This is a genomic window from Campylobacter pinnipediorum subsp. pinnipediorum (assembly GCF_002021925.1).
GTDB classification, from domain to species: domain Bacteria; phylum Campylobacterota; class Campylobacteria; order Campylobacterales; family Campylobacteraceae; genus Campylobacter_A; species Campylobacter_A pinnipediorum.
In genome coordinates this window covers 664,738-690,436 of sequence record NZ_CP012546.1, presented here as the reverse complement: position 1 = coordinate 690,436, position 25,699 = coordinate 664,738, and the positions used below count along the sequence as shown (strand labels likewise).

General features: G+C 29.5%; 21 protein-coding genes. 4 read left to right on the top strand and 17 right to left on the bottom strand.

Translation table 11 applies throughout. From position 1 onward, the window contains the following. Nucleotides 1-315: 315 nt before the first annotated feature. The 13 genes from CPIN17260_RS03575 to CPIN17260_RS03515 form a co-directional block, all read right to left on the bottom strand. Nucleotides 316-2,349, bottom strand: coding sequence for an ATP-dependent helicase (locus CPIN17260_RS03575; protein WP_078440573.1), 2,034 nt, complete (start codon nucleotides 2,347-2,349; stop codon nucleotides 316-318). A gap of 71 nt (nucleotides 2,350-2,420) precedes the next feature. Further along, on the bottom strand, nucleotides 2,421-2,963 hold the full coding sequence (gene mog, locus CPIN17260_RS03570) for a molybdopterin adenylyltransferase (RefSeq protein ID WP_069632430.1): 543 nt from the start codon (nucleotides 2,961-2,963) through the stop codon (nucleotides 2,421-2,423). Between the two features lie 9 nt (nucleotides 2,964-2,972). Beyond that, nucleotides 2,973-4,628, bottom strand: coding sequence for an ATP-dependent metallopeptidase FtsH/Yme1/Tma family protein (locus CPIN17260_RS03565; RefSeq protein ID WP_069636706.1), 1,656 nt, complete (start codon nucleotides 4,626-4,628; stop codon nucleotides 2,973-2,975). After that, a complete protein-coding gene (gene mtaB / locus CPIN17260_RS03560) occupies nucleotides 4,615-5,862 on the bottom strand; it encodes a tRNA (N(6)-L-threonylcarbamoyladenosine(37)-C(2))-methylthiotransferase MtaB (protein ID WP_069636681.1) in 1,248 nt (415 codons plus the stop codon). The genes CPIN17260_RS03565 and mtaB overlap by 14 nt, the downstream gene beginning before the upstream one ends. Continuing rightward, on the bottom strand, nucleotides 5,859-7,439 hold the full coding sequence (locus tag CPIN17260_RS03555) for a mechanosensitive ion channel family protein (protein WP_069632428.1): 1,581 nt from the start codon (nucleotides 7,437-7,439) through the stop codon (nucleotides 5,859-5,861). Before CPIN17260_RS03555 ends, mtaB begins: the two co-directional genes overlap by 4 nt. After that, nucleotides 7,436-8,476: a 3-dehydroquinate synthase gene (gene aroB, locus CPIN17260_RS03550; RefSeq protein ID WP_078440572.1), complete on the bottom strand. Its 1,041-nt coding sequence runs from the start codon at nucleotides 8,474-8,476 to the stop codon at nucleotides 7,436-7,438. The genes CPIN17260_RS03555 and aroB overlap by 4 nt, the downstream gene beginning before the upstream one ends. 106 nt (nucleotides 8,477-8,582) lie before the next feature. Further along, nucleotides 8,583-9,998: a COG3400 family protein gene (locus tag CPIN17260_RS03545; protein WP_069637251.1), complete on the bottom strand. Its 1,416-nt coding sequence runs from the start codon at nucleotides 9,996-9,998 to the stop codon at nucleotides 8,583-8,585. Nucleotides 9,999-10,014: 16 nt separating this feature from the next. Further along, on the bottom strand, nucleotides 10,015-10,482 hold the full coding sequence (locus CPIN17260_RS03540) for a phosphatidylglycerophosphatase A family protein (protein WP_069632425.1): 468 nt from the start codon (nucleotides 10,480-10,482) through the stop codon (nucleotides 10,015-10,017). Between the two features lie 55 nt (nucleotides 10,483-10,537). Beyond that, entirely contained in the window at nucleotides 10,538-10,810 is a 273-nt protein-coding gene (gene rpsO, locus CPIN17260_RS03535) for a 30S ribosomal protein S15 (protein WP_069632424.1), read from the bottom strand. Between the two features lie 90 nt (nucleotides 10,811-10,900). Next, the gene (locus CPIN17260_RS03530; protein ID WP_078387556.1) at nucleotides 10,901-12,979 is read right to left on the bottom strand and encodes an RNA degradosome polyphosphate kinase; all 2,079 of its coding nucleotides are present in this window, start codon (nucleotides 12,977-12,979) and stop codon (nucleotides 10,901-10,903) included. A gap of 196 nt (nucleotides 12,980-13,175) precedes the next feature. Continuing rightward, nucleotides 13,176-13,682: a tetratricopeptide repeat protein gene (locus tag CPIN17260_RS03525; RefSeq protein WP_069636684.1), complete on the bottom strand. Its 507-nt coding sequence runs from the start codon at nucleotides 13,680-13,682 to the stop codon at nucleotides 13,176-13,178. Further along, complete coding sequence (locus CPIN17260_RS03520) at nucleotides 13,682-14,350, bottom strand: tetratricopeptide repeat protein (protein ID WP_078387555.1); 669 nt, start codon at nucleotides 14,348-14,350, stop codon at nucleotides 13,682-13,684. Before CPIN17260_RS03520 ends, CPIN17260_RS03525 begins: the two co-directional genes overlap by 1 nt. Nucleotides 14,351-14,515: 165 nt before the next feature. Further along, nucleotides 14,516-14,830 carry a hypothetical protein gene (locus tag CPIN17260_RS03515; RefSeq protein WP_069637248.1) on the bottom strand — a complete coding sequence of 105 codons (315 nt, stop codon included), beginning with the start codon at nucleotides 14,828-14,830 and terminating at the stop codon, nucleotides 14,516-14,518. 143 nt (nucleotides 14,831-14,973) lie between these two features. On the opposite strand from CPIN17260_RS03515, the gene CPIN17260_RS03510 reads away from it, so the two are divergent. The 4 genes from CPIN17260_RS03510 to CPIN17260_RS03495 are packed head-to-tail and all read left to right on the top strand — an operon-like array spanning nucleotide 14,974 to nucleotide 20,237. Then, a complete protein-coding gene (locus CPIN17260_RS03510) occupies nucleotides 14,974-16,020 on the top strand; it encodes a dehypoxanthine futalosine cyclase (RefSeq protein ID WP_069632419.1) in 1,047 nt (348 codons plus the stop codon). Next, nucleotides 16,020-17,246, top strand: coding sequence for a M16 family metallopeptidase (locus tag CPIN17260_RS03505; protein ID WP_078440571.1), 1,227 nt, complete (start codon nucleotides 16,020-16,022; stop codon nucleotides 17,244-17,246). The genes CPIN17260_RS03510 and CPIN17260_RS03505 overlap by 1 nt, the downstream gene beginning before the upstream one ends. Then, nucleotides 17,236-19,044 (top strand): ATP-dependent DNA helicase RecG, encoded by a 1,809-nt coding sequence (gene recG / locus CPIN17260_RS03500; RefSeq protein WP_078440570.1) that lies wholly within the window; start codon nucleotides 17,236-17,238, stop codon nucleotides 19,042-19,044. Before CPIN17260_RS03505 ends, recG begins: the two co-directional genes overlap by 11 nt. Next, nucleotides 19,041-20,237: an MFS transporter gene (locus tag CPIN17260_RS03495; RefSeq protein WP_069636689.1), complete on the top strand. Its 1,197-nt coding sequence runs from the start codon at nucleotides 19,041-19,043 to the stop codon at nucleotides 20,235-20,237. Before recG ends, CPIN17260_RS03495 begins: the two co-directional genes overlap by 4 nt. Nucleotides 20,238-20,270: 33 nt before the next feature. Here the strand turns inward: CPIN17260_RS03495 and purH are convergent, their stop codons facing one another. The 4 genes from purH to CPIN17260_RS03475 all read right to left on the bottom strand — a co-directional run bounded on the left by purH (nucleotide 20,271) and on the right by CPIN17260_RS03475 (nucleotide 25,647). Then, entirely contained in the window at nucleotides 20,271-21,803 is a 1,533-nt protein-coding gene (purH, locus tag CPIN17260_RS03490) for a bifunctional phosphoribosylaminoimidazolecarboxamide formyltransferase/IMP cyclohydrolase (protein WP_078440569.1), read from the bottom strand. A 34-nt stretch (nucleotides 21,804-21,837) separates the two neighbouring features. Beyond that, nucleotides 21,838-22,599 carry a DnaJ domain-containing protein gene (locus tag CPIN17260_RS03485; protein ID WP_167562273.1) on the bottom strand — a complete coding sequence of 254 codons (762 nt, stop codon included), beginning with the start codon at nucleotides 22,597-22,599 and terminating at the stop codon, nucleotides 21,838-21,840. A gap of 13 nt (nucleotides 22,600-22,612) precedes the next feature. Then, entirely contained in the window at nucleotides 22,613-24,808 is a 2,196-nt protein-coding gene (gene purL / locus CPIN17260_RS03480) for a phosphoribosylformylglycinamidine synthase subunit PurL (protein ID WP_078440568.1), read from the bottom strand. A 161-nt stretch (nucleotides 24,809-24,969) separates the two neighbouring features. Then, entirely contained in the window at nucleotides 24,970-25,647 is a 678-nt protein-coding gene (locus tag CPIN17260_RS03475) for a F0F1 ATP synthase subunit A (protein ID WP_069632413.1), read from the bottom strand. Nucleotides 25,648-25,699: the final 52 nt, after the last annotated feature.

Below are 25,699 nucleotides of genomic sequence, written 5' to 3'. Positions count from 1 at the left end.
TCTTGATAAATATATCTTTTATCTAATTTTTTAAGTTATTAAATTAAAAGCGAACTAATTTAAAATTAAAATCTCAAATTTCAACCAAAAGTTCTTTATCTTATTAATAAAAAACCAGACAAATATAAGCAAAAGTTTTAGCAAAATGGTTTTTTATAAACCTACTTTAATTAGATTTTATGGCTATAAATATATATCGTAAAAAGTTACAGTCAAATTAATAATAGATTTTTGTATCTAAGATTTGAATATTTCTAAAATATTTTACAAGATAAAATGACTATTTTTTTTAAATAAACTACTAAAAATTAAGATTTAATAACTCTCTTTCGCCATTCCAGCTTCAACCAAAAAACAGCTTGGTTGATAGTTTACTTTTTTCATCTTATCAAATCTAGCATAACTTAGATAAAGCTCATCTTTTGCCCTAGTAACAGCAACATAAAACAACCTTCTTTCTTCTTCCAAACTCCCGCCCATACTCATTAGTTTCAAATTTGGAAATCTATTTTGTGCCAAATCAACAACAAAAACTTGTTCAAACTCAAGCCCCTTGCTAGCATGAACACTAAGCAAACTAACCCCTTGCCCTTCGCTCATTTCATTACTACCAAGTGTTATAAAATTATAAAATTTTTCCACATTATTGTATTTTTTACTAAGTTCAAGTAAAACATTTGTCTTTTGAAATATCTTTTCTTGTATCTCTTCTTTAAGAGCCAAATCAACATTTCCATTTTTTAAAGTTGCTCTTTTTGTAGATAAAACATCAACTACAAAAGAGAAAATTTTACTATTTTGTATATGTTTTATAAAAAAATATGGATCATTTAAATTTTGTAATTTTTTTAATAAATTTAAAAGCTCGTATAAAAAGCTAGCACCATCTTCACTTAATTTTTCTTTTTTTAAAACTGGATGAGATAAAAATTCACTATCAAAGTTTAAATTCTTAAATTTACTACCGTCAGAAATATCATCAAAGTCATCAAAAAGACCAAGCTGATAGTTGCGAACTTTTTTACTTTTTATATCCACAGCGCTATCTGGTTTTAAAAGTCCTTTTACCAAATCACCGTGACCAAGCTTCATTAAGGTATCAAAAATATCCTTACTTACAGCATTTCCTACGCCTTTTGCATATTCAAATATATGTATAAATGCCATAATATCTTTTGGGTTTACATAAATCCCAATCAAATCAATCAAAGACTTTATCTCTTTACTTTCAAAAAAACTAATACCGCCTTTTCTTTTTGAGTTTATGCCTTTTTCTTTTAAAGCCACCTCAATCCCATCTGCTGATGAGTTATTTCTAAAAATAATAGCTATATTTTCTCTATCATAAGGAGACAAAGAGATAATATCTGCTATGTTTGTGTATTGGTCAAAAAGCTCATTATAAACGAGTAGTGTTGGATTTTTAAAATTACCCTCCCTACTCACAACCAACTTTTTTTCATAAAGTCTAGGATTGTTTGATATAACCTTGTTTGCAAGTGCAAGTATTGAAGAGCTTGAGCGATAATTAACATTTAAAGCATATATATTTGCATCTTTAAAACGATCTTTAAAAGAGCCTATAATCTCTATATTTGCCCCATTAAAAGCATAAATACTTTGATCAAAATCACCAACACAAAATAGACTTTTTGTATTAAAAGCATCTATTAAAGATCCTTGAAGAGTATTTGTATCTTGGTATTCATCTATTAAAATTTCATCATATTTTATATCTACGTTATTTTTAAGTTCATCTCTCATTTTAATAAGCAAATCATTAAAATCAACATAACCAAATTTCTCTTTTTCAAGCTCAAATTCTTTTAAGATATCTTCATAAATTTCAGCATAAACGGCTTGTTCGCTATTTTTTGCCACAAAATAATCGTGAAAGTTATCATCTTGTGATGAGTTTTGATAAAGCGAATAGACATCATACAAATAAGCTCCACCGTATGGCTTAATATCACTTAAATGATAGAATTTTCGCTTTTCCACTATGCTTTTTAAAAGCATTTTTAACTCACTTGGCTGTTTTAATGTTACATTTTTTCCAATTTTTTTAAGCAAGGTGTAAGATACTGAATGGAATGTTCCTGATGTGATAGATGATGTTATACTTTTATCAAAATAACGATTTAGCCTTTCTATCATCTCGGTAGCAGCTTTATTGGTAAAAGTCAAAAGCATTATCTTTTGCGGGTCGCAACCTAAATTCAAAAGATGTGCGATTCTAGCTACTATCGTAGAAGTTTTTCCAGTTCCAGCACTAGCTATAACTAAATTTGCACCAAAAGGTGCAGTAGCAGCAGTATATTGCTCTTGATTTAGTCTAGAAAGTGGCATAAAAACTCCTAATGTATAAAAATAATCTAAATATGTGTTTTGATTTTATCTTGTAGTAAAAATATAAAATTTCAAGCCTTTTTTTTCTTAGGTCTAAAAACTTTCATTTTTGTTTCATCTGTTGTGATATAAGCACCATTTATCAAATCTATACAATATGGTATAGCTGGGAAAATAGGCTCCAAACACTCTTTTATAGCTCTTGGACTTCCTGGTAAATTTACTATAAGAGAATTTGCACGAATTCCAGCTGTCTGTCTAGATAAAATAGCAGTAGGAACATACTTCAAACTCTCATTTCTCATCATCTCACCAAAACCCGGCATCATCTTCTCACAAACAGCTTCAGTAGCTTCAGGTGTAACATCTCTTAAAGCAGGACCGGTGCCGCCAGTAGTAAGAATCAAATCGCATTTTAGCTCATCCACAAACTCAACAAGTGTATTTTTTATAAGTTCAAAATCATCAGGGATAACTCTATAAACATAATCTCTTTCGCTAACAATCCAATCATCCATAAGTTCTTTTATAGCATTTCCTGAAATATCATCATAAATACCTTCACTAGCCCTATCGCTTAATGTTAATATACCTATTTTTAATTTCTTATCCATCTTATACTCCTAATCATAAGTTTTATTTAAAATTTTAGAAACATCAAATCTATCTATACTTTCATTTTCAAAGATAAAATTTGAGATATCTTCACTTTGTGTTTTCATACCTTGTAAAAACTCAGCTATTTCAGTTTTAGCTGTTTTTAATATATTTTCAACATCTAAAACATTTGAAGTAAAAGACTGACCCATTCCGTATTCAAATACCATTTTTTCAGCTATACTTTTTGCTATATTTAAATCATAATAAGAATTTGAAAAAACATCATTAAACTCAAGCTCTAGTTTAACCATTCCAGCAAGATAGACCTTAATCCTTGATAACATTTGAGTCTTTGACTCTATCTCTCTCTCAGCACCTAAAAAACGATCTTCAATAAGAGATATTTTATCAAATTTTATATCAAACCAATAAGCACTAAGTGCCTTTGCACCTTGATACATAGACTGTATCTTTTTTTCATGCTCTGTATAGCTTAGAACCCTTTTTTTGCCAAGCAATACTTTATTTAACACGGCTTCAAAATCAGAAGTTTCTATAACTCTAACACCACGTCTTAAAGCATTGATTGCAGCTTCATTAACCAATGTGCTAAGAGCAGCTCCTGAAAAACCAACTGTCATTTTTGCAATTTCTTCAATATCAACATTTGTTATTTTTCCAGATAAGTATGATTTTAAAATATCTTTTCTATCGCCAACATTTGGCATTGATAAGAAAATTCTTCTATCAAATCTACCAGATCTTAAAAGTGCTTCATCTATCATCTCTATACGATTTGTAGCGGCTATAACAATAACACCTGAGTTATCCAAAAAACCATCCATTTCTGTTAAAAGCTGGTTTAATGTAGCTTCTCTTTCATCGTTTCTATCGCCACCCCTACTTTTACCAACAGCATCTATCTCATCTATAAAAACGATAGATGGTGCATAAGCTTTTGCCTTTGCAAAAAGCTCTCTAACTCTTTTTGCTCCCATACCAACATAAATTTGAACAAAACTAGCACCATTTTGATAAAAAAATGGAACATTTGCTTCACCAGCAACAGCTTTTGCTATAAGAGTCTTACCTACACCCGGTGGTCCCACCATCAAGACACCTTTTGGCATTTTTATACCAAATTCTTTATATTTTGATGGATTTTTTAAAAAATCAACTATTTCACTAAGCTCTATTTTGACATCTTTAATACCAGCTACATTACTAAAATTTATATTTGATACAACGGGATTTATACTTGATTGAACCATATTTTCAAGCTCAAAAACTGGATTTTTACTCATATGATTTGCTTTATTTGTTTTGATTTTACTTAAAACAAATAAAAACATAAAAATCATAACAAGCAAAAATAAAATTGTAAAAACCTCATCCATCATAATGTATTGCTTTTCTTGCTCTATAGGTATTGTTTTTGCAAGTTCTTTTATATCTATGGCATCTTTTATGATTTTATATCTGTTATTTTGCGTGTAAAAAATAATATCACTTCCGCTAATTACTGCTTTTTGTATCTGTTCGTTTTTTATAAATTGGTCTAAATTTACATAGCTTATATTTTTAGGCTCGCCCCTAAAAACAGCAAAAACCATAACTATAATAAGCAAAACAAGAGCTATAATAGCTATGTTTTTCTTTTCAAATTTAAATTTTTGCATAATTTGCATCATCCCTTATTTCATAGTTTTTAATCTCTACCCACTCTTTTGATATATCTGTATCTGAGCTTATTTTTACCTTATTATAAAACTGATCTGAACCCTCAAAAAAATCACCATTTTTTTGTTCTACTAAAATTTGCAAAGGAATATTATTTTCTTTTCTAAAATCAATATTGTTTTGTAAAACTATATCTTTTAGAGTTTTTAGCCTTTGTTTTGCTACAGCACCATTAACATCTTGTTTGAGTGTTGATGAATAGGTATTATTTCTTGGAGAGTATATAAAGGCATGTATATGGGTCAATGGAAATTTTTTGAAATTTATCAAAGCATCTTTCCAAATATCATCACTTTCGCCGGGGTGTCCTACGATAAAATCAGTCCCCAAAGCAAAACCAAGCTCTCTTAATTCACAAAAAAGTTCTAAATCCTTAAATGCCTGATTTCTTCTTCTCATTATGCTAAGCATAGCTTGGCTTGTATGTTGAAGTGCTATATGAAGATGTCTTTCAAGCCAAGGCTCTTTTAAAATTTCTCTAAAATCATCATCTATTTGACTAGGTTCTATACTTCCAAGTCTTATTCTTTTTATACCAGATATTTGTCCAAGTCTATATAAAAGTTTACCCAAAGAACTTCCACTATCTTTACCATAACTTCCTATATTTGTGCCGGTTAAAACAAGTTCGTTATAACCATTCGAAGCTAGAATTTTTGCTTCATTTATTATTGAGTTTTCATCCATACTTCTTGATTTACCCCGAACACTAGGTATTATGCAATAAGAACAAGCAAAATTGCAACCCTCTTGAATTTTTATAAAAGCCTTTGTGTGATTTTCATAATTTGTAACTATATTTTTATCTATTGAGTTTAGATTTCCAAGTTCAAAAAACCTAGAATTATTTGAAAGTAATTCATTTATCTTTGACTTTTCACTAGCTCCTATAACTCCAAAAATACCATTTTTATCATAAAGCTCTTTCCCTTTACTGATAGCACCACAACCAGTCAATACAACCTTAACTCCACGCTTTTTAAGACCGTTTATATAACTTCTAACACCGCTATCTGCACCATTTGTAACCGTGCAAGAGTTTACCACTACCACATCGGCTACATCTTCATCATTTGTTATATCATAATCTTTAACATAACTTTTTATAAGTTCTGTATCATAGATATTTGTCCTACAACCAAATGTTTTAAAAAAAATTTTATCTCTTTTCAAACAAGCACCTCTTTATCTAAATCAGCATGCTCTTTTGGAGATAGCTTCTTACTAAAATACATAGTTTGAGTTGGATAAGCTATAACTATATCATCTTCTTTATTGAAAGCATCTATAAGTTCTGAACTAATAGTGCTTCTTAGAGTTAAAGTAGCATATGAGTTTGACATAAACCATATAGAAACATTTATACCATAAGGTTCAAAAAATGTAAAAACCCTAGGTTCTACATTTGGATTTTTTATACTATACTCATTTCTAAGTCTTGTCATCTGTCTTTTAGCTATATCAGTATATCCTTTTGCATATTTTCTTGTTATTGTTTTTGCTATATGCACAGCTTTTTTGTGATTGCTATCAAAACTCAAAACAACATCTATTCCATCCCATACAGTCTTCATACCGTGATGAGAATAATTTGATATAAGCTCTGTAAAAATATAATTATTTGGTATAAATACTATCCTTCCGCCACGCCTATTTTCTTTATATGTAGTAAGAGTAACATCTTCAAAAAGTGTCATTCTAAGAACGGATATATCTATAATATCACCGACATATATATTTCCATTATAACTAACTCTCACCCTATCTCCAACATGAATAGAACCACCAAATATTATAACAACCCAGCCTAGCATAGACATAAACATATCTTTCATAGCGATAGCAATACCGGCTGAAGCAAAACCTAAAACCGTAACAACATATGTAACATTTTCTATATATGCAAAAAGCAATGTAAGAATAATAAGGATAAAATTTATAAAGTTTATAAATTTATTTACAGTATAAAATCTATCATTATCTGTTATGGTTTTTTTTGCTATAAATTTAAAAAAGAATGATATAGCTATTATAGCTATGATAAAAATAGCTATATTTATAGTGCTTATAATTTGTGATTTTATATCATTTGTAGCTATATTTATAGATTCGTCTGCTCGTTTTTCATATACATCAAATGTGGTATCAGCAATCTGCTTTGCACTCTCAAACTCGCTTATCTGAGTTCTAAGCTCATAGAGCTGATTTGAAACTGTTTCATTAAAATCATTTGGCAAGATAGTAGATAAAATCTCTTCTTTTTCTTTTAATTTTTTTAACAAATTATCAAGCTCATTAATATGATGCTTGTATTCTTCTTTATCACTTCTTATTTTTTTAATATATGAAAACCCTGAAATCATCATAATCGGGTTTGTAATACGCGGTGTAACAGCTACTTCTGGAGCTGATAGCATATTTGAAAATGGAGTTTTTTCATACTCCTTTAAAAGCTCTAGTTGATCTTTTAAATATTTTATTTTTTTAGAAATATCTGATTTTTTCTTACTATCTTTTGAATATTTTTTAATCAACTTTTCATTATCTTCAAGTTCGTTATTTATTCTTTGAAAAGTATTATAGTTAGCATATCTAGCCATCCATATATTATTTTTAAGGTAAAGATTTATGCCTTCTAATTGCTTTTTACTATCTAAAATACTTGTATTTGTTAAGTTGCTATCAATACTGATATTATTATCTGCAAAAACTTGAAATAAAAAAATAAAAAATAATAATACAACTCTCATCTAAACTCACTCAATACTTCACAAATCAATTCTTTATCAACATCACTTTTTATAATATTTTTGCCAATTCCACTAGATAATATAAATTTTATACTATTATTTTGGCTCTTTTTATCAAGAAAAAAAGCATTATAAAATCTATCAATATTTTCTATTTTATACGATATAGGTAAATTCAACTTAACCAACAAATTACTTATCTTATTTTTTTCATCTTGTGTAATTAATCCCAGCTTTAAAGAAAGTTCATTTGCCATATTTATCCCAATAGCAACAGCTTCCCCATGCAAATAAACACTATACTTTGTTTCATTTTCTATCACGTGGGCAAATGTATGACCATAATTAAGTAAAGCTCTCACGCCAAGTTCTTTCTCATCTTGCATAACTATATCAGCTTTTAGCTTTATGGCTTTTTGTATAATTTCTACCAATATATTTTTATCTTTAACATCATTATCTTGCATAAAATCAAAAAAATCTTTATCAAACATAACAGCCATTTTAACCACTTCTGCAAATCCAGCTGAAAATTCTCTTTGTGGTAATGTTTTTAGAAATTTAGTTTCACAATAAACAGCTTCTGGTTGATAAAAAGAGCCAATTAAATTTTTACCAAATTTATTATTTACACCAGTCTTTCCTCCAACACTAGCATCAACTTGTGATAATAGAGTGGTAGGAATATTTATAAATTTTATTCCTCTTTGATAAATACTAGCCACAAATCCAGTAATATCACCAACAACCCCGCCACCAAAAGATATAAGCATACTAGAACGATCCAACTTACTAATAAAAAGTTGTTCTAAAATATTTTCACAAGTTTGTAAATTTTTATATTGTTCTCCATCTGGAACACTTACAACAAAACACTCATCACAAACTATATTTTCAAGCAATGACTTCAAATTAAGCCCTGAAACCTTTGGGTTTGTAACAATAGCAATCTTGCCTTTATGTTCTATTTTATCAAGCTCATTAACATAAACTTTGTAATTTTTTTCGCTACGATTTAATCTTACATCTATTTGCATAACACTATTCCTTTAGTATTAAAATACTATCCAAAAAAACCAATATTTTGCCTTAATTGGTAGAGAACAAATTACAATTAAGTTAATTATAAACTAATTTTATTTATCATAAAACAGCTGGAATAAAAAGCTGGGAATTGTCTTTTAGCATTTTATATTGACGATTTAAGGTATTAGAAAATAAAGATAAGCTATCTGATCTACTAACATACTCATCAAATGATACAAAATGCAACAAATCATCTTGTTCTGATAAGTGTAAAATAGGATTTTTTTCTTCGTATTTTTTTATCTCTATGTTTTTATTAAAAAGAGCACTAATACTATCAAAATGCTCTGCTAATGTATCATCTTCATTTACATTATCATCAAAATAATGAAGCTCTATACTTATATCAAGCTGAGAGCAACAATCAAGTATAACAGCTGATTGATTTTCTATATCCATTTTACTATCGCCAAAAATAACACCTTGTTTGATATTATTTATAGCAGAATTTCCTATTTTTAATATAGGTAAAGCAAGCGAATGAAATAATTTTTTAAACTTAAAAAAGTAATTATTACTGGTTATAACAAGACCGATATCAAAATTGACGACATCTCCAACAATATGCGAATTATCTCTTGTATAATAGTCTATATTATAAGATATATTTTTATCACTAATTTTACTCACAATTCTATTTAAATTATCGCCCAATGTAGGATTTATAATTTTAAATATCAAACGCCTATTACTAAGCTTTGAGTTTAAATAAAGGCTATTATCTATTAGCTTTTTTATCTCTTTTTCATTCATGGCTTTCATATCTATAAAAGTATATATATTATTGCCAAAAGGATTTGGAAATTGACCTTTTTCTAGCTTAATAGACCTAAAGACATTTCTTAAAACATTAGGATCACCAACAATAATTAAAGTATCATTTGGAAGTATCATTGTATTATTTTTAGGTAAGATAATATCATTTTGTCTATATATAAGAGCTATACGCCATTTTCTTTGTTGTATAGAACTTAAATGTCTATACATATAAGAGCTTCCAACTGGAACCTTAACCTCCATTATCTCACCTTCGCCTAGACCTATATTATCAGCCAAAATAGGCATATTTGGCAAATGCCTTATAAAAATAGATGATAAAATATCCTTGGCATCTATAAATTTAGTATATTTATCATTCTTTATATCTTGTTCAACAACACCCCAAAGACTAAGTAAGATAATTTCTGTTTTTTTACTTATATTTCTTAGATTTTTATATATTTCCAAACTTTCTTTTTTATCATCTGCAAATATTATAAATTGACTAAAGTTATCTTTTACGATAGCGCTTATTTTTGAAAAACTTGTTGGATCAAAATTATAAAACTTAAAATAATCGCTATTATTGTTAAAATCGCTCTCTTTTACATTTGAAATTATAGTATAGTAATGTTGATTTGATCTATTTTCAAACAATCTTTTTAAAAAGCCAACAGCAAGATTACCTTGTGCTACTACTAAAATTTTTTCCATATATTATTCCTCATACTTAAAAAATAGTAAAACCTAATTTGTTAGCAATATAATAACAAATAGAACTTAAAATTCCAGCAAAAATTCCAGCCAACACATCATCAAACATAACACCAAAACCACCACTAGTATTTCTATCTACACGGCCTATAATAGAAGGTTTTTTTATATCAAAAAATCTAAAAAATATCAATGATAATATTAATTGAAAATTAGTATCTCCACTTAAAACTATAGCCAACCAAACACCAACAACCTCATCTATAACAATAATTGAATGATCATGTATTTTTGTTTTGTTTTCATAAGAATTTATTATATTTATACTAACCAAAAATAGAAGTATTGACAATAAAAAAAGTGTAGTAGAAGAAAAAAAACTTAAAATAACCCAAGCAACTAAAGCTCCAGCTATAGATCCAAAAGTTCCGGGTGCCTTAGGCAAAAGACCAACATAAAAAAATGTCAAAAAAAGTCTTTGCATAAACAACCTTTAAATTTTATAAAAATAGAATATGGAGCAAAAGCTCCATAAAAAATTATTTGTCTCTTATATTTAGTTCAGCAATTAACTTAGAATAAGCAGGATAATTTTTGTTTTTAAAGTACTTTAAAAGTCTCTTTCTTTTACCTACCATCTTTAAAAGACCAAGACGAGAAGAGTGATCTTTTTTGAAAATTTTAAGATGTTCTGTTAACTCAGATATACGAGTTGTTAATAAAGCTACTTGAACCTCTGTTGATCCAGTATCTCCATCTTTTCTAGCGAACTTCGCAACTATTTCTGCTTTTTTAGCCGAATCCAAAGCCATGATGACCTCCTGATTGGTAAGATTTAAAAGCGTGTATTATATCACAATAAAACATAAAATTAAATAAATTTTATATTAAAAGCATCAATCCTATCTTAAAAGATTAGATACTATCAAATCAGCCTTTGCTTTATCATTATCTTTTTTCAAACTTTTATAAATTTTATTGATATGATTTTCCAAAATCTCATGGCTATTGATAGTGTCGTTTTCTTTGTCTAATTTAATATATTCACCATCTTCTCTTAATTCAAATGCTAATACATTATCATGAAGTTGAAGCTTTAACATATCAAGCAATCTATCTTGTAATTTTTTATCAAAAATAGGTGTCATAAGCTCAAGTCTTCTTTCTAGATTCCTAGGCATCCAATCAGCACTTGATATATATAATTTAGGTTCAGAATGTTTAAAATATAAAACTCTCGCATGTTCTAAATATTTACCTACAATAGATCTAATATATATATTTTCACTTTGACCTTTAATACCAGGTCTTAAACAACAAACACCTCTTACAATAAGTTCTATTTTTACACCAGCATTGGAAGCCTTGCTTAATTCTTTTATAATATCACTATCAACTAATGAATTAATCTTAGCTATAATATGGCCGTTTGTGCCTTTATTAGCCTCTAATCTTATCTTTTCTATAATCTTTTCTTTTATCTGAAAAGGCGACATACTAAGGGTTTGAAGTCTGCGGTTTTTATTATATCCAGATAAAATATGAAAAAATGTAGTGGTATCATTTGCAAACTCTTCTTTGCTAGTAAACAAACTAATATCTGTATAAATTTTAGCCGATGAACCGTTATAGTTTCCGGTTCCAAAATGCATATAAAACTTAAGCTTGTCATTTACCTGTCTTATTACCTGAGAAACTTTAGCATGAACTTTAAATCCTGTTATACCATAAACAACATGTGCTCCAGCATCTTCAAGAGCCTTTGCCCAGTGCAAGTTATTTTCCTCATCAAATCTAGCCTTAAGCTCAACCATTACAGTAACTTGTTTTCCTTCGCTTGCTGCATCGATTAAAGATTGAATTATAGGAGAACTTTTATCAACCCTGTAAAGCGTCATTCTTATAGATATAACCTTTGGATCTTTACTAGCTTCTTTTATAAACTCAACTATTGGGTCAAAACTCTCATAAGGATGCATCAACAAAACATCCTCTTTGTCAATAGCATCAAAAATATTTATGCTTTTCCCGAAAGGTGGCAATGTTTTTGGAGTATATGGAGTTAAACAAAGATGACTAAAGTCTCTATTTGAAACAATTTGCCAAAGAGAACTTAAAGTAATTGGCACATTTGAAAAATATATATCTTTATGAAAAATTTTCATATGCGAGTTTAAAAACTCAAGTATATCAGGATCTGCATCGTGAGCTACTTGCATACGAACAAAAGCACCTTTTCTTCGTAGCTTTAACCCCTGTTCTAAAATCATCATAAAATCATCAGCTTCTTCTTCCTCTATCACTATATCGGCATTTCTAGTAACTCTAAACACACAAGAACTAATCATTTTATAACCAGGGAAGATTTCTTCAGCATGTTTTTCAACTATGCTTTCAATAGGAACATATGTATTTTCACAAGCTTGAGTAAAGCGAGGTAAAACACGAGAAATTCTAACCATGCCATATTTTAATGTCTCAGGATGGTTAATATCTGAAAGCTTAACAGCTAAAGAAAAGCTAAGATTATTTAAATGAGGAAAAGGATGAGTTGTATCAACAGCTATCGGAACAATAACCGGCAATATATTTGAAAAAAAATATTCATCACATTTTAATTTTAACTCATCATTTAATTCATTATAATTTTTTATAAAAAGACCATTTTTACTAAGCTCTTCTTTTGTAGTATTGTAGTGATGCTCTAAAACTTTTTGCTCATTTTGAAGATATTTTCTTATCTCTTTAAGCTGTTCAAGAGGACTCATCTCATCGCTGCCACTCGTTGTTATACCTGCAGCAAACAATTGTTTAAGTCCAGCTATTCTTATCATATAAAATTCATCTAAATTTGTGCTATAAATAGCTAAAAATTTTAATTTTTCAAGCAATGGAAGATTTTTTTTACATTGAGCCAACACACGTGAATTAAATCTAAGCCAACTAAGTTCTCTATTTATAAAAATATTTTGATTCTCCAATACTCAAACTCCTTTAAAACATTAAGAATACTATATTATTAGTAAAGTTTTGAAAAAAACATTTTTTTTGATAAAATAACAAAACTTTAATACAAATATTAAAAAAAGGAAAATACAATATGTCAGACTACATAACACTTTTAGGTGTTTTTTTAATCTTTATTATAATATTTGCTATTTTTAAAAAAATTTCATTTTAATTTTTTAACTGTTCTAAAAGTAAGCATGCCTGTTTATACTCAAGCTTACAACTCTTTTTTAATAAAAACATACTCTTTTTTAAGTTATATTCTTGATCATAATATTTTGAAAAACCATATAATGCTATAGACTCATTATAACAACCTACGCCATCATTATTTTGACAAGCATAACTATACAAATTCATAGCTTTTTTAAAATCAGGTGATTTACCATCTAAACCTTTTTCGTAAATTTGTCCTAAATTCGAACAAGCTGTAGCTAATTTTAAATCACACGCTACTTCATAAAAATGTTTTGCTTGTTTAAAATCTTCATCTTTAGTATAATTCACACCTAAATTATTACAAGATATTGCATCTTTTTGATTGCATTTAGATAAAAGATGTTCATAAACTATATCTTTATTATTTTTAAGATAACCGAAACTTAGTGTCTTTTGCAAAGAGCCGCATCCATTTAAAAATAAAAACACAAAAACCAAAAACAGTATTTTTTTCATTAATTAACCTTAAGTTTTTTTTCAAGTCTTTTCATGTGAGAACAAGACTTATTAAATCCTCTAAAACAAGCAACTCTATATATGCCATAAGCCTTAACTTCATCTTTTTGTACACCAAGTCCAAGCTCATACATAGAGCCTATATTTGCGCAAGAAGCCATATCTTGTAATTCACATGCATTTATGTATGCATTTAAAGCGGCTTTATAGTCCTGAGCAACTATTTCGCCTTTTCTATAAACATTAGCTAGGTTATAGCAAGATAAAGCACCCGAATTATTGCAAGATTGTGTATAAATTTGTATAGCTTTTTGCGGATCTTTACTAATACCAAAACCTTTTTCATAAAGCATTCCAAGATTAGCACAAGAGTGTTCCACGCCACTATCACAAGCTTTTTTATAATACAAAAATGCATTTTTATAATCTTGCATATTTTCAAATATAACACCAATATCATTACAAGTTTCATGATCACCAGATTCGCATTTTGGGTTAAGAGATAAAATAATATTATTAGCAATAATCAGATCTCTTTCTTTTTTTAGTGATATTTTTTCATCTAATTTTTGGCTATTATTGATACTATTATCAACATTTTGATATTTTATAGAACAACCAGTATAAATAAACAAACTAAAAAGTAAAAATATAATAATTCTAAGCATAAATCACCACCATATATTAAATTAAACAATATAGTAATTTTACAACTTTTTTCCTGATTTTAAGATAAGCATATTAATTTTTAAGAGTAAAAAATAAAATTATAAGTATTTATAACGTATAGACATTTAAAGAATAAATTGGGTTTTATAAGAACCCATTTTATTTTATTTACCTTTAGAGCATGCACACTCTGGCTTTTTATCATCTTTCATCATATGCATATGGTTATGATCCTTTGGCATTTTGCCTTTCATCATGTGCATGTGATTGTGATCTTTTGGCATTTCATCCATTATCTTACATTTTTTATCCATAGAACAACCATTTTTCATATCAGTTGCATGCTTGTGTTCGTGGGTAACATTGTTATCGTGTTGATGTGGAATATGCATATCTGCTTTTGGGGTCATCATGTCTGAGTTTTTGGCACAACCAACTAAAAAAGCTAAAGTAGCTAACAATAAAGCATATTTTTTCATAGATTTATTTCCTTATTTATAAAATTAAAATTATCAGTATTCTATAAATTTAATATTTAATTTTAACTTAATATATATATTTTTAAAATTTAAAAGCTATTTTTTGATAAACTTTCAAAAAATATATATAAAAGGTGATAATTTTGGCAAGACTTAGTATTGATGAAGCAATAGACTTAATAGAAAATGCGGAGCTAACTGAGCTGGGAGAACTAGCTTTAGCTAAAAAGAGAGAACTACATCCAGAAAAGATAACAACTTTCATAGTTGATAGAAATATAAACTACACAAATGTTTGTTGGGTTGATTGTAAATTCTGTGCTTTTTATAGGCATGTAAAAGAAGAAGATGCCTATATATTAAGCTTTGAAGAAATTGGTAAAAAAATAGAAGAGCTTATAGATATAGGCGGAACTCAAATATTATTTCAAGGCGGTGTTCATCCAAAATTACAGATAGAATGGTATGAAGACTTATTAGAGTATATAAGTACAAATTATCCAAGTATAACAGTTCATGGATTTTCAGCTGTAGAGATAAGCTATATAGCTAAAATTTCAAAAATAAGTGTAGCTGAAGTTTTAACAAGACTAAGAAATAAAGGACTTTACTCCATACCTGGAGCTGGCGCGGAAGTTTTAAGCGATAGAGTAAGAGATATAATAGCTCCAAAAAAATGTGACACACAAACATGGCTTGATATACACGAACAAGCACATAAGCTAGATATAAAATCAACTGCTACAATGATGTTTGGAACGGTTGAAACCACAAGAGAGATAGTTGAACATTGGTCTTACATAAGAGACTTACAAGATAGAACTGGTGGTTTTAGAGCATTTATACTTTGGAGTTTTCAAGGACTTAATACAAAACTTATGCTAGAACAACCACAAATTCAAAAACAAAGCTCAAATAGATATCTAAGACTGTTAGCCGTATCAAGATTATTCTTAGATAATTTTAAAAACATACAAAGTAGCTGGGTTACTCAAGGTAGTCATGTTGGACAATTAGCACTATTGTTTGGTGCTAATGATCTTGGCTCAACAATGATGGAAGAAAATGTTGTTAAGGCTGCTGGTGCGGCTTTTAGGATGAATCAAGAACAAATGATAGAGCTAATAAAAGATATCGGGGAAATACCAGCAAAAAGAAATACCAACTATGATATATTGGAGAAATTTTAATGGAAATTTTACATTTAAAGACAAAAAATGATGATATACCAGTTATCTTTGAAAGCTCAAAAGAGTTAAGTGTAGCATATTTAAAGCTCATATTTAAAGCATCTGGTGTTTGTATGCAAAAAACATCCGGTCTTGCAAAGCTAAGTGCTATGATTTTAAATGAAGGCGAAAAAGATATGGGGTCTAGCTTATTTGCCAAAGAGCTAGAAAAAAGAGCTATAAGTATGTATGCAAGTGCTGGATTTGAAACATTTACAATAGAGATAAATTGCCTAAAAGAGCATTTTAATTTTACACTTGATATGCTAAAAAAATTAATTAAAAATCCAAACATATCAGAACAAAGCCTTGAAAAATGCAAAAATATAACTCTTGGAGAGATAGCAAACAATCAAAACGATAACGACTATCTAGCAAGATGTGGACTTATGCAAATACTATATCCGGATACAAATCTTGCAACACCTAGCATAGGAACACAAGAAAGTATAGACTCTATTAAATTACAAGACATTAAAGATTATTTAAATGATGTGCTGGATCTTAAAAATTTATTTATTGTATTTGGTGGAGATGTTAGCAAAGATGAAATTTCATTATTACAAGATATAACAAATGTGATAAAATCAAATAAAAAATTAAGTTTAGAAAAGCTACAAACAAGTCAAAGAGGCTCGGTAAAAGAGATAATAAAGCAAAGCGAACAAGCATATATCTACTTTGGATCTCCTTATAATGTAGCCGATGATGAAAAATATATGGCAAGTGTAGCTACCTTTATACTTGGTGAGGGTGGCTTTGGTGCAAGACTAATGGAAGAAATAAGAGTAAAAAGAGGTCTTGCTTATTCTGCATATGCAAGAAATATATTTAATCTAAGTCATTCTCAAATTTTTGGTTACTTACAAACAAAAAATGAGAGCAAAGATGAAGCTATGTCAGTAGTTAGGGAAGAGTTTTTGAAATTTACAACTCACGGGGTAGGCGATAAAGAGTTAGAACAAGCTAAGAAATTCTTACTCGGTTCTTTACCGCTAAGACTTGAAACACTATTTAAAAGATTTGCGATAGCTCAGGGGGAGTTTTATCAAGGTAAAAAAATTGGTGATTTTTTAAAAGAGCTTGAAAAGATAAAAAATCTAAAACTTGACGATTTAAACAGTTTTATAAAACAACACGATGAGATAACAAAGCTTAGTTTTTGTGTTTTGAGAAATGAAATTTGAAGCCAAAGACAAAGTAGAATTAAACAAAATAGGAGTTAGTTCACTTCTTGACCTAGCTCTTGTTTTGCCAAAAAGCTTTGAAGATACAACAATAACAAAAGCTCCAAAAAATGGGCAAGTATGCATAAATGTAAAATTAAACATTATAAACAAAACAAATAGAGGAATGATCTTAGCAACAGCATTTGCATACGAATGGGGTTGCGATATAAAGATAGTTATTTTTAATGCAAAAGGTTGGCATTTTTCGGTTTTTACAAGCGGAAAAGAGGCCACAATAACTGGAATTTGCTCTTTTGCTTATAATAATTGGCAAATAACAAATCCAAAAATAATCACAAAAACAGACCAAATAATACCAAAATTTAAAACTGATTTGAAAGATGAAAAGGTAAAAAATTTAATAGAAAAATATATAAATAAAGAAAACCTACTGTCTTGTGGTCTAAATAATAAAGAGAGTGATTTCTTGCTTTCAATCCAAGAAAACTCACAAAAAAGCATAGCAATGCTAGAAGATATAAAAAAGGGGGAATTAGAATCTGATATCTTGAAATTTATTGAAATATTTAACTATATAAAAAAATTAGACACAAAAAAAACATACTTTGAAAATAAAAAAATAGAGTTATTTGAGATAAAAGATTGGATAAAAAATCTACCTTTTAAACCAACCACAGATCAGATAAATGCAATAAACGACATAAGACAAGACCTACTAAGCAAACAAGCAAAAAGAAGAGTCGTAATGGGCGATGTTGGAAGCGGAAAGACTCTTGTAATGCTAGCTTCTGCACTTGGTGTGTATCCAAATAAAGCTATACTAATGGCACCAACTAGCATACTAGCTGATCAAATTTATAACGAAGCTATTAAATTGCTTCCAAATTTTATATCCATAAAACTAGTAAAAAGTGGTGAAAAAAATATAAACTTTGATGATACAAATCTAATCATAGGCACACATGTATTGCTTTATCAAGAGCTTCCAAAAGCTGTTTTGGTGATGATAGATGAACAGCATAGGTTTGGCTCAAACCAAAGAAATAAAATAGAAGAAATGGTAAAAGATGGTGAAACTCGTGCGACTTTTATACAATTTTCGGCAACTCCAATACCAAGAACACTTAGTTTAATTCAATCATCACTTGTAAATTTTAGCTTTTTAAAACAGATGCCATTTGAAAAAAATATTCATTCACAAGTCTTACAAAATAATGATTTTAACAACTTATTATCTCACATAAAAAAACAAATTGAAAAAAATAAGCAAATAATTATCGTATACCCATTGGTAGAAAGTTCTGAGACTTCAAATTATCAAAGTTTAAATGAAGCAAAGGATTTTTGGATTAAAAATTTCAAAAATGTATATTTTACACACGGAAAAGACAAAGAAAAAGAAAAAATATTAAATGAATTTAGAGAAAATGGAAATATATTATTATCAACAACAGTAGTAGAGGTTGGAATTTCACTGCCAAGACTATCAACAATACTTATAGTTGGAGCTGAAAGGCTTGGACTTGCGACACTTCATCAGCTCCGTGGTAGAGTTGGAAGAAATGGCGGAAATGGGTTTTGCTTTTTATACACAAAACTAAAAAATCCACCAGAAAGATTAAAGGAATTTTGTGATACATTAGACGGTTTTAAAATTGCCGAAATAGATCTAAAAAATCGCCAAAGCGGCGATATATTAAATGGAACAGTTCAACACGGGGCAACTTTTTTATATTATAATTACGAAGAAAATATAACACAATTAGCACTAAAAAGATTAGGAAAAACAAATTGAAAACTTATATAAATCTTTTAAAAAATGATACAAACTTTAGAATTTTAAGCATAGTTCAACTTATATGCTACTTTGCAGCTTGGTTTTCACACACCGGTATTTTTACACTACTTATAGATCTAAAAGCACCTGTTTGGGCTATAACAATAAGTGCAGCAATGGCATTTTTGCCTGGTGTTTTTTTAGCACCTTTTAGCGGGGTTTTTATAGATAAATTTTCACCAAAACCAATGCTTGTTATTATGCTAATTATAGAAGCGATTTCAGCCTTAATGCTTTTATTTATCAATACACTTGATTTATTATGGCTACTTTTAATATTAATATTTATAAGAATGGGTGTAGGGGGAGTATATTTTCAAGTTGAAATGAGCCTACTTCCAAAAATTTTAAAAAAGCAAGATCTTAAAACTGCAAATGAGATACACTCTGTAATATGGGCTGTAGCATATACGGCTGGAATGAGTATGGCTGGAGTTTTTATACATTTTTTTGGAATAAAGACTGCATTTTTATTTGATTTTTCTCTATATATAGTTGGTTTTTATTTCTTGTTAAAACTAGATGTTAAGAGTATAAAACAAAAGATAACAGAGCCAGTATTTCAAATGCTAAGCAAAGGATTGAAATATATAAAAAACAATAAACTAATACTTCATCTTATGCTAATACACGCATTTGTTGGACTTACTGCTTATGATGCACTCATTGCACTTTTGGCCGATTATAAATACAAATTCATCCTATCAGCGTCTCTTGCAATAGGGTTAACCAATGCTTCAAGAGCTTTTGCTCTTATGGTAGGACCTGCTATTTTAGGCAAGTTTATCAACAACACCAACCTTCATTATTTTTATGTATTGCAAGGCGCTGGGATAATACTATGGTCATTTTTACAAAATAATTTTTATATAGGTTTTATGGGAATGTTTTGTGCCGGTTTTTTTACTTCAACTCTTTGGAGCTACACTTACACACTCATACAGCAAAACTGTGATGAAAATTTTTATGGAAGAGTTATAGCGTATAACGATATGTTATTTTTAGGAGCTAGCGCTTTAATGTCTTTATTTATAGGATTTTTATTTAATTACGGTGTAAGTTTAAGAATGATAACTATCTTAATGGGTCTTGCATTTGTTGTGGGGGCTATTTATTATTATAAAATTTTCAAAAAATATGAGATAAAATAAACTCAGCTATAAAAAATAGCCGAGTTTTAATTCTTAGTGTAAAAAGTGTCTTACACCTGTAAAATAAAGAGCTATACCGTGCTCATCTGCCGCTTGTATAACCTCTTCATCTCTAATGCTTCCGCCTGGCTCTACTATACACTTAACACCAACAGCATTTGCTATATCTATACTATCTCTAAAAGGGAAAAATGCTTCACTAGCCAAAGTACAACCATTTAAATCAATACCTAAATCCTTAGCCTTAGCAACAGCAGCACGAGCGGCATCTACTCTACTTGTCATACCCATCCCTATAGCTACAACTGCACCATTTTTAGCATAGACAACACAATTACTTTTTGTAAGAGCTGCCACCTTCCAAGCTATATCAGCATCTTTAAGCTCAGACTCACTTGCAACTTTTTTACTAACAAGTTTCATATTTTGTAACTCTTCATCTTTAACAAAATCTCTTTGTTGATATACAAATCCACCATCAATGTGTTTAAAATCATATTTATCATTTGCTCTAACTAAAAATTTATTATTTTGAGTGAATATTTTAATACGTTTTTTACTCTCAAAAACCTTTAATGCTTCATCTGTAACATTTGCAGCTATTATAACCTCTACATAAATTTCATTGATTTTTTTAGCTAATTCTTCATCTAATGTTCCATTTATAGCAACAACTCCGCCGTAAGCTGAAACAGGATCACATTTTAAAGCTTCAACATAACTTTCTAAAAGAGTGCTTTTTACAGCAAATCCGCAAGGATTAGCATGTTTGATGATAGACACAGCAGGAAGTTCATCAAAACTAGTAGCAAGCATTAATGCACCATTTATATCTGTTAAGTTATTAAAGCTAGCTTCACCTTTTAAGGCTGTGAAATTATGCTTAAAGAAATATTCAAATTCATACAAAGCACCATCTTGATGTGGGTTTTCGCCATATCTTGTATTAAATACTTTGCTACCAACTATAAATTTATAATCCCCAAAACCACTATGAAAACGCTCATTCATATAATTTGCTATCATACAATCATAACTTGCAGTATGTTCAAAAGCTTTTATCATAAGTTTTTTTCTAAAATCAAAATCATCTGTTTTGGTTTTTAGGCGATTTAAAATTTCATCATAATCAACAATATCAGTAACAATTATAACATCATTGAAATTTTTTGCAGCACTTCTAACCATAGCCGGACCACCGATATCTATATTTTCTATTATTTCAGAAAAATCATCTGTGCGTATAATTGTTTGCTTAAAAGGATATAGATTAACACACACCAAGTCTATACCGCTTATATCGTTTTCTTTGGCTTGTTTAACATGCTCATTATTATCACGCTGATGTAAAATAGCACCGTGTATTTTAGGGTGCAATGTCTTAACTCTACCATTAAACATCTCCGGACTTTTTGTAACATCAGCCACCTCTATCGCTTTTATATCATTTTCACACAAAAGCTTATATGTGCCGCCGGTTGAAACTATCTCATAACCAAGCTCACAAAGACCTTTGGCAAACTCAACAATGCCATCTTTATCACTAACACTAAGCAATGCTCTCATCTATACTCCTTAAAAAATTTAAATAAATTCAAAACTAATTTTCGCCTCTTTGTTGTTTTATCTCTTCGTAAGCTTCATTGATCTCTTGAAGCTTTTTGGTTGATTTTTCTATAACTTCATCACTTTCACCCTGCCCCATTAATATATCAGGATGATATTTTTTAACAAGCTCTCGGTATCTCTTTTTTATATCCTTAAAATCAGAATTCTTACTAATACCCAAAATTTTATAAGGTAATTTTTCATTTTGAGTATCATTTGAACGAGAGCTATTATTATATCTATTTTGTCTATATTTTTGTTGAGAACGATAAAAAGTATCAAATCTGTATATTATTGTATCTAATAAATCACCATCTATACCAAATCCATTTGCTATTTCTTTGATAATTTTTTGTTCAGATGGTACAAAATTACCATCTATGTATGCTAAATTTAAAAAAAATGTTATCCTAGCTATAGCTACTTGCTTATTTAATCTAAACTCATCTTTATATCTTTTTGCGACATCATAAGCATCGCCGATATATTCTTTTTCTTTATTAAAGATTGTTTTAAACTCATCCCTGTCTATGCCTGTTTGATAAGACATATCAGTTATAGTTTCGCTAATAATTCTGGCTTCAAGCTCATGAACACGACCATCACCTTTTGCAACCTTAGCGAGTAAGGCAATAAGATAACTCGCTTCTTTGAAATTTACTCTTTTATTGTATGAAAAATTTTGAGTGCCTTTAAATTTATTAAAAACACTATACAAAACCCAAAAAACAAATATATAAAAGATAAAAGACATCATAGTCTAGACCTTAATCATCTTGTTTTATTATCTTTTCAAACTCACCAAAATAAACATCACTAATTTTACTTAAATCTTTACAAACACCATCTATACAAAACTTATTCCCGCCAACAGAGCCTATTTTTTGCACTTTTAGTTTATATTCATCAGCCATTTTAATAAATTTATCTTCATCCAGCACACCAACAACAGCCCTTGAAAAACTCTCATCAAAGATAAATCTTTCATCAGAAAAATTACATTTAACATCTAGCCCTTTTTTGCTTAAACAAGCCATTTTTGCTAGTGTAATAGCTATACCACCAGTTCCTATTGAATTTGCAAAATCCAAAATTCCTTTTTTATTTGCATTTATAACCAACTCCCACATAGCTCTTTCTTTTTTATAATCAATCTCTTTTAGCTCACCACCAACCACATTAAATAGTGATTTCATATACAAGCTAGCACTAAACTCGCCAGTGGTATCTCCTATAACATAAACACTTACGCCATCTTTGGTAAAAATACTAGGAAGGTTTTTAGCTACATCATCATTTACACCGACACTAACGATACCAGGGGTAGGATAAACACTTACGCCATCAGTTTCATTATAAAGGCTAACATTTCCACTTACAACAGGAGTTTGAAGCTCTTTGCAAGCCTCTTTTATACCATCACAACCCTCAGCAAATTGCCACATAACCTCTGGATTTTCTGGATTTCCATAATTTAAACAATCGGTTATGGCAAGTGGCATAGCACCACTCATTGCTATTTTTCTACCGCTACTAGCAACAGCCATAGCAGCACCTATTTTTGGATTCACATAATTATGTCTTGGGGAGCATTCAGCAGCCATTGCTATGGCTCTTTTTGTTTGCTTAACCCTTATTGTGCTAGCACCTAAAAATCCGGGTTGTTTTATTGTATTTGTTTGTATATTAGCATCATATTGATCATAAACAAAAGACTTATTTACAACATGAACATCTTTTAGCAATTTATCAAAAGCTATTTCATTTGAAACTTTTTCAAAATTTTCTAATTTTATATCTTTTATCTCATCTATATAGTTTGGTTTTTTGGTAGGTCTATCTAACACAGGTGCACTATTTGAAAGTGGCTCTATCGGTATCTCTCCGACTAATTCATTGTGCCAAAATAGCTCCATTTTCCCAGTATCTGTAACCTCTCCTATAACCTCTGCATCTAAATCCCACTTATTAAATATCTCTTTTATCTTATCCTCATAACCTTTTTTTGCACAAATAAGCATTCTTTCTTGAGATTCACTAAGCATAAGCTCATAAGGAGTCATTTTATCTTCACGCATAGGCACCAAATCAAGATGCATTTTCATACCACTACCACTATTACCAGCCATTTCAAAACTAGAACTAGTAAGTCCAGCAGCACCCATATCTTGAATTCCAACTATATAATCATGCTTAAAAAGCTCCAAACAAGCCTCAAGTAATAATTTTTCAGCAAATGGATCACCAACTTGAACAGTAGGGCGAAGGCTTTTATTTTCATCTGTAAAGCTATCGCTTGCCATAACAGCACCACCAAGACCATCTCTACCAGTTTTTGAACCGACATACATAACCGAGTTTCCTACACCCTCGGCTTTAGCGTAAAATATCTCATCATTTTTACAAACACCGAGTGCAAATGCATTTACTAAGATATTGCCGTTAAAACTCTCATCAAAACTGATCTCTCCACCAACAGTTGGTATACCCATACAGTTACCATAGTGTCCTATACCAGAAACACAACCTTTTAGCAAATACCTATGATGCCTAGCAACACTATCATTCCCTATTATATTACCAAAACGAAGAGAGTTCATATTTGCAACAACTCTAGCACCCATAGTAAATACATCTCTTAAAATTCCACCAACTCCAGTAGCAGCACCTTGATATGGCTCTATAAAACTTGGGTGATTATGACTTTCCATCTTAAAAATAGCAGCATAACCATCTCCTATATCTATAACACCAGCATTTTCGCCTGGTCCTTGTATAACCCAAGGTGCTTTGGTTGGGAAACCATTTAGATATTTTTTACTAGATTTATATGAACAGTGTTCGCTCCACATAGCAGAAAAGATACCTAGCTCTAATAAATTAGGTTCTCTTCCTAAAATTTTAAGAATATTTTCATACTCCAAATCACTGATTTTATGTGCTTTAACAGTGGCTTTATCCATACTTTTTGCCTTATATAAATTTTTGAAAGGATAATAACAAAAAAAGGCTAAAAAGCCAATAAATAATAATTTAAAAACTAAATAATTTTAAAGTAAAAAAGTTTCGGAAAATATAAAAAACGTAGAGATATTTTAAAATATCTCTACTAAATTTCAAAGTATTAATGTTCTTCTATCGCAACAGCGCCAGCAAGATAAACAAGAGTAAGCATCATAAATATAAAAGCTTGTAATACAGCCATCAATGTAAGTAGTGCATATGCTGGCAATGGCGCAAAAAATGGTGCAAGTGTAAGCATAACAAGCAAAAACAAATCATCACCCTTTATATTTCCAAATAGACGAAAAGATAAAGATATAATCCTAGATATATGAGATATTATCTCTATAGGAAACATTAACGGAGCTAAAATTTTACTAGGACCCATAAAGTGTTTAAAATATTTAAAAAATCCATTTTCTCTTATGCCTTCAAAGTGATAATAAAAAAATACAATTAAAGCTAATGTAAGGGTTAAATTCAAGCTAGACGTAGGAGATTCAAACCCTGGTATGATACCTATAGCATTTCCAAAAAATACAACTAATCCTATAGTTGCGACTAAAGGCAGATATTTTCTAGCTAATTTTTCACTTCCTAGAGTATTTTGACTCATAGACATAACACCTTCAAGATAAGCTTCTACTATATTTTGAACACCGCTTGGAACAAGTTGCATCTTAGAAGAAGACATTTTAGCAACAAGAACAATCAACACAACTACAAGCAAAAAATGAAATACATAGACAAAAGAATGGCTATGATAAATCAAATCCGAAAATAAAAATAAGTCTTTCATTTAAAACCCTTGCTTTAATTTTTTGATATATTTTAACTTAATTTAAATTAAT

Bases quoted from the DNA above. Each gene is read 5' to 3' on its own strand.
- CPIN17260_RS03575 (WP_078440573.1), bottom strand. From the start codon at position 2,349: ATGCCACTTTCTAGACTAAATCAAGAGCAATATACTGCTGCTACTGCA.
- mog (WP_069632430.1), bottom strand. From the start codon at position 2,963: ATGGATAAGAAATTAAAAATAGGTATATTAACATTAAGCGATAGGGCT.
- CPIN17260_RS03565 (WP_069636706.1), bottom strand. From the start codon at position 4,628: ATGCAAAAATTTAAATTTGAAAAGAAAAACATAGCTATTATAGCTCTT.
- CPIN17260_RS03555 (WP_069632428.1), bottom strand. From the start codon at position 7,439: ATGAGAGTTGTATTATTATTTTTTATTTTTTTATTTCAAGTTTTTGCA.
- aroB (WP_078440572.1), bottom strand. From the start codon at position 8,476: ATGCAAATAGATGTAAGATTAAATCGTAGCGAAAAAAATTACAAAGTT.
- CPIN17260_RS03545 (WP_069637251.1), bottom strand. From the start codon at position 9,998: ATGGAAAAAATTTTAGTAGTAGCACAAGGTAATCTTGCTGTTGGCTTT.
- CPIN17260_RS03540 (WP_069632425.1), bottom strand. From the start codon at position 10,482: ATGCAAAGACTTTTTTTGACATTTTTTTATGTTGGTCTTTTGCCTAAG.
- rpsO (WP_069632424.1), bottom strand. From the start codon at position 10,810: ATGGCTTTGGATTCGGCTAAAAAAGCAGAAATAGTTGCGAAGTTCGCT.
- CPIN17260_RS03525 (WP_069636684.1), bottom strand. From the start codon at position 13,682: ATGAAAAAAATACTGTTTTTGGTTTTTGTGTTTTTATTTTTAAATGGA.
- CPIN17260_RS03520 (WP_078387555.1), bottom strand. From the start codon at position 14,350: ATGCTTAGAATTATTATATTTTTACTTTTTAGTTTGTTTATTTATACT.
- CPIN17260_RS03515 (WP_069637248.1), bottom strand. From the start codon at position 14,830: ATGAAAAAATATGCTTTATTGTTAGCTACTTTAGCTTTTTTAGTTGGT.
- CPIN17260_RS03505 (WP_078440571.1), top strand. From the start codon at position 16,020: ATGGAAATTTTACATTTAAAGACAAAAAATGATGATATACCAGTTATC.
- recG (WP_078440570.1), top strand. From the start codon at position 17,236: ATGAAATTTGAAGCCAAAGACAAAGTAGAATTAAACAAAATAGGAGTT.
- purH (WP_078440569.1), bottom strand. From the start codon at position 21,803: ATGAGAGCATTGCTTAGTGTTAGTGATAAAGATGGCATTGTTGAGTTT.
- CPIN17260_RS03485 (WP_167562273.1), bottom strand. From the start codon at position 22,599: ATGTCTTTTATCTTTTATATATTTGTTTTTTGGGTTTTGTATAGTGTT.
- purL (WP_078440568.1), bottom strand. From the start codon at position 24,808: ATGGATAAAGCCACTGTTAAAGCACATAAAATCAGTGATTTGGAGTAT.
- CPIN17260_RS03475 (WP_069632413.1), bottom strand. From the start codon at position 25,647: ATGAAAGACTTATTTTTATTTTCGGATTTGATTTATCATAGCCATTCT.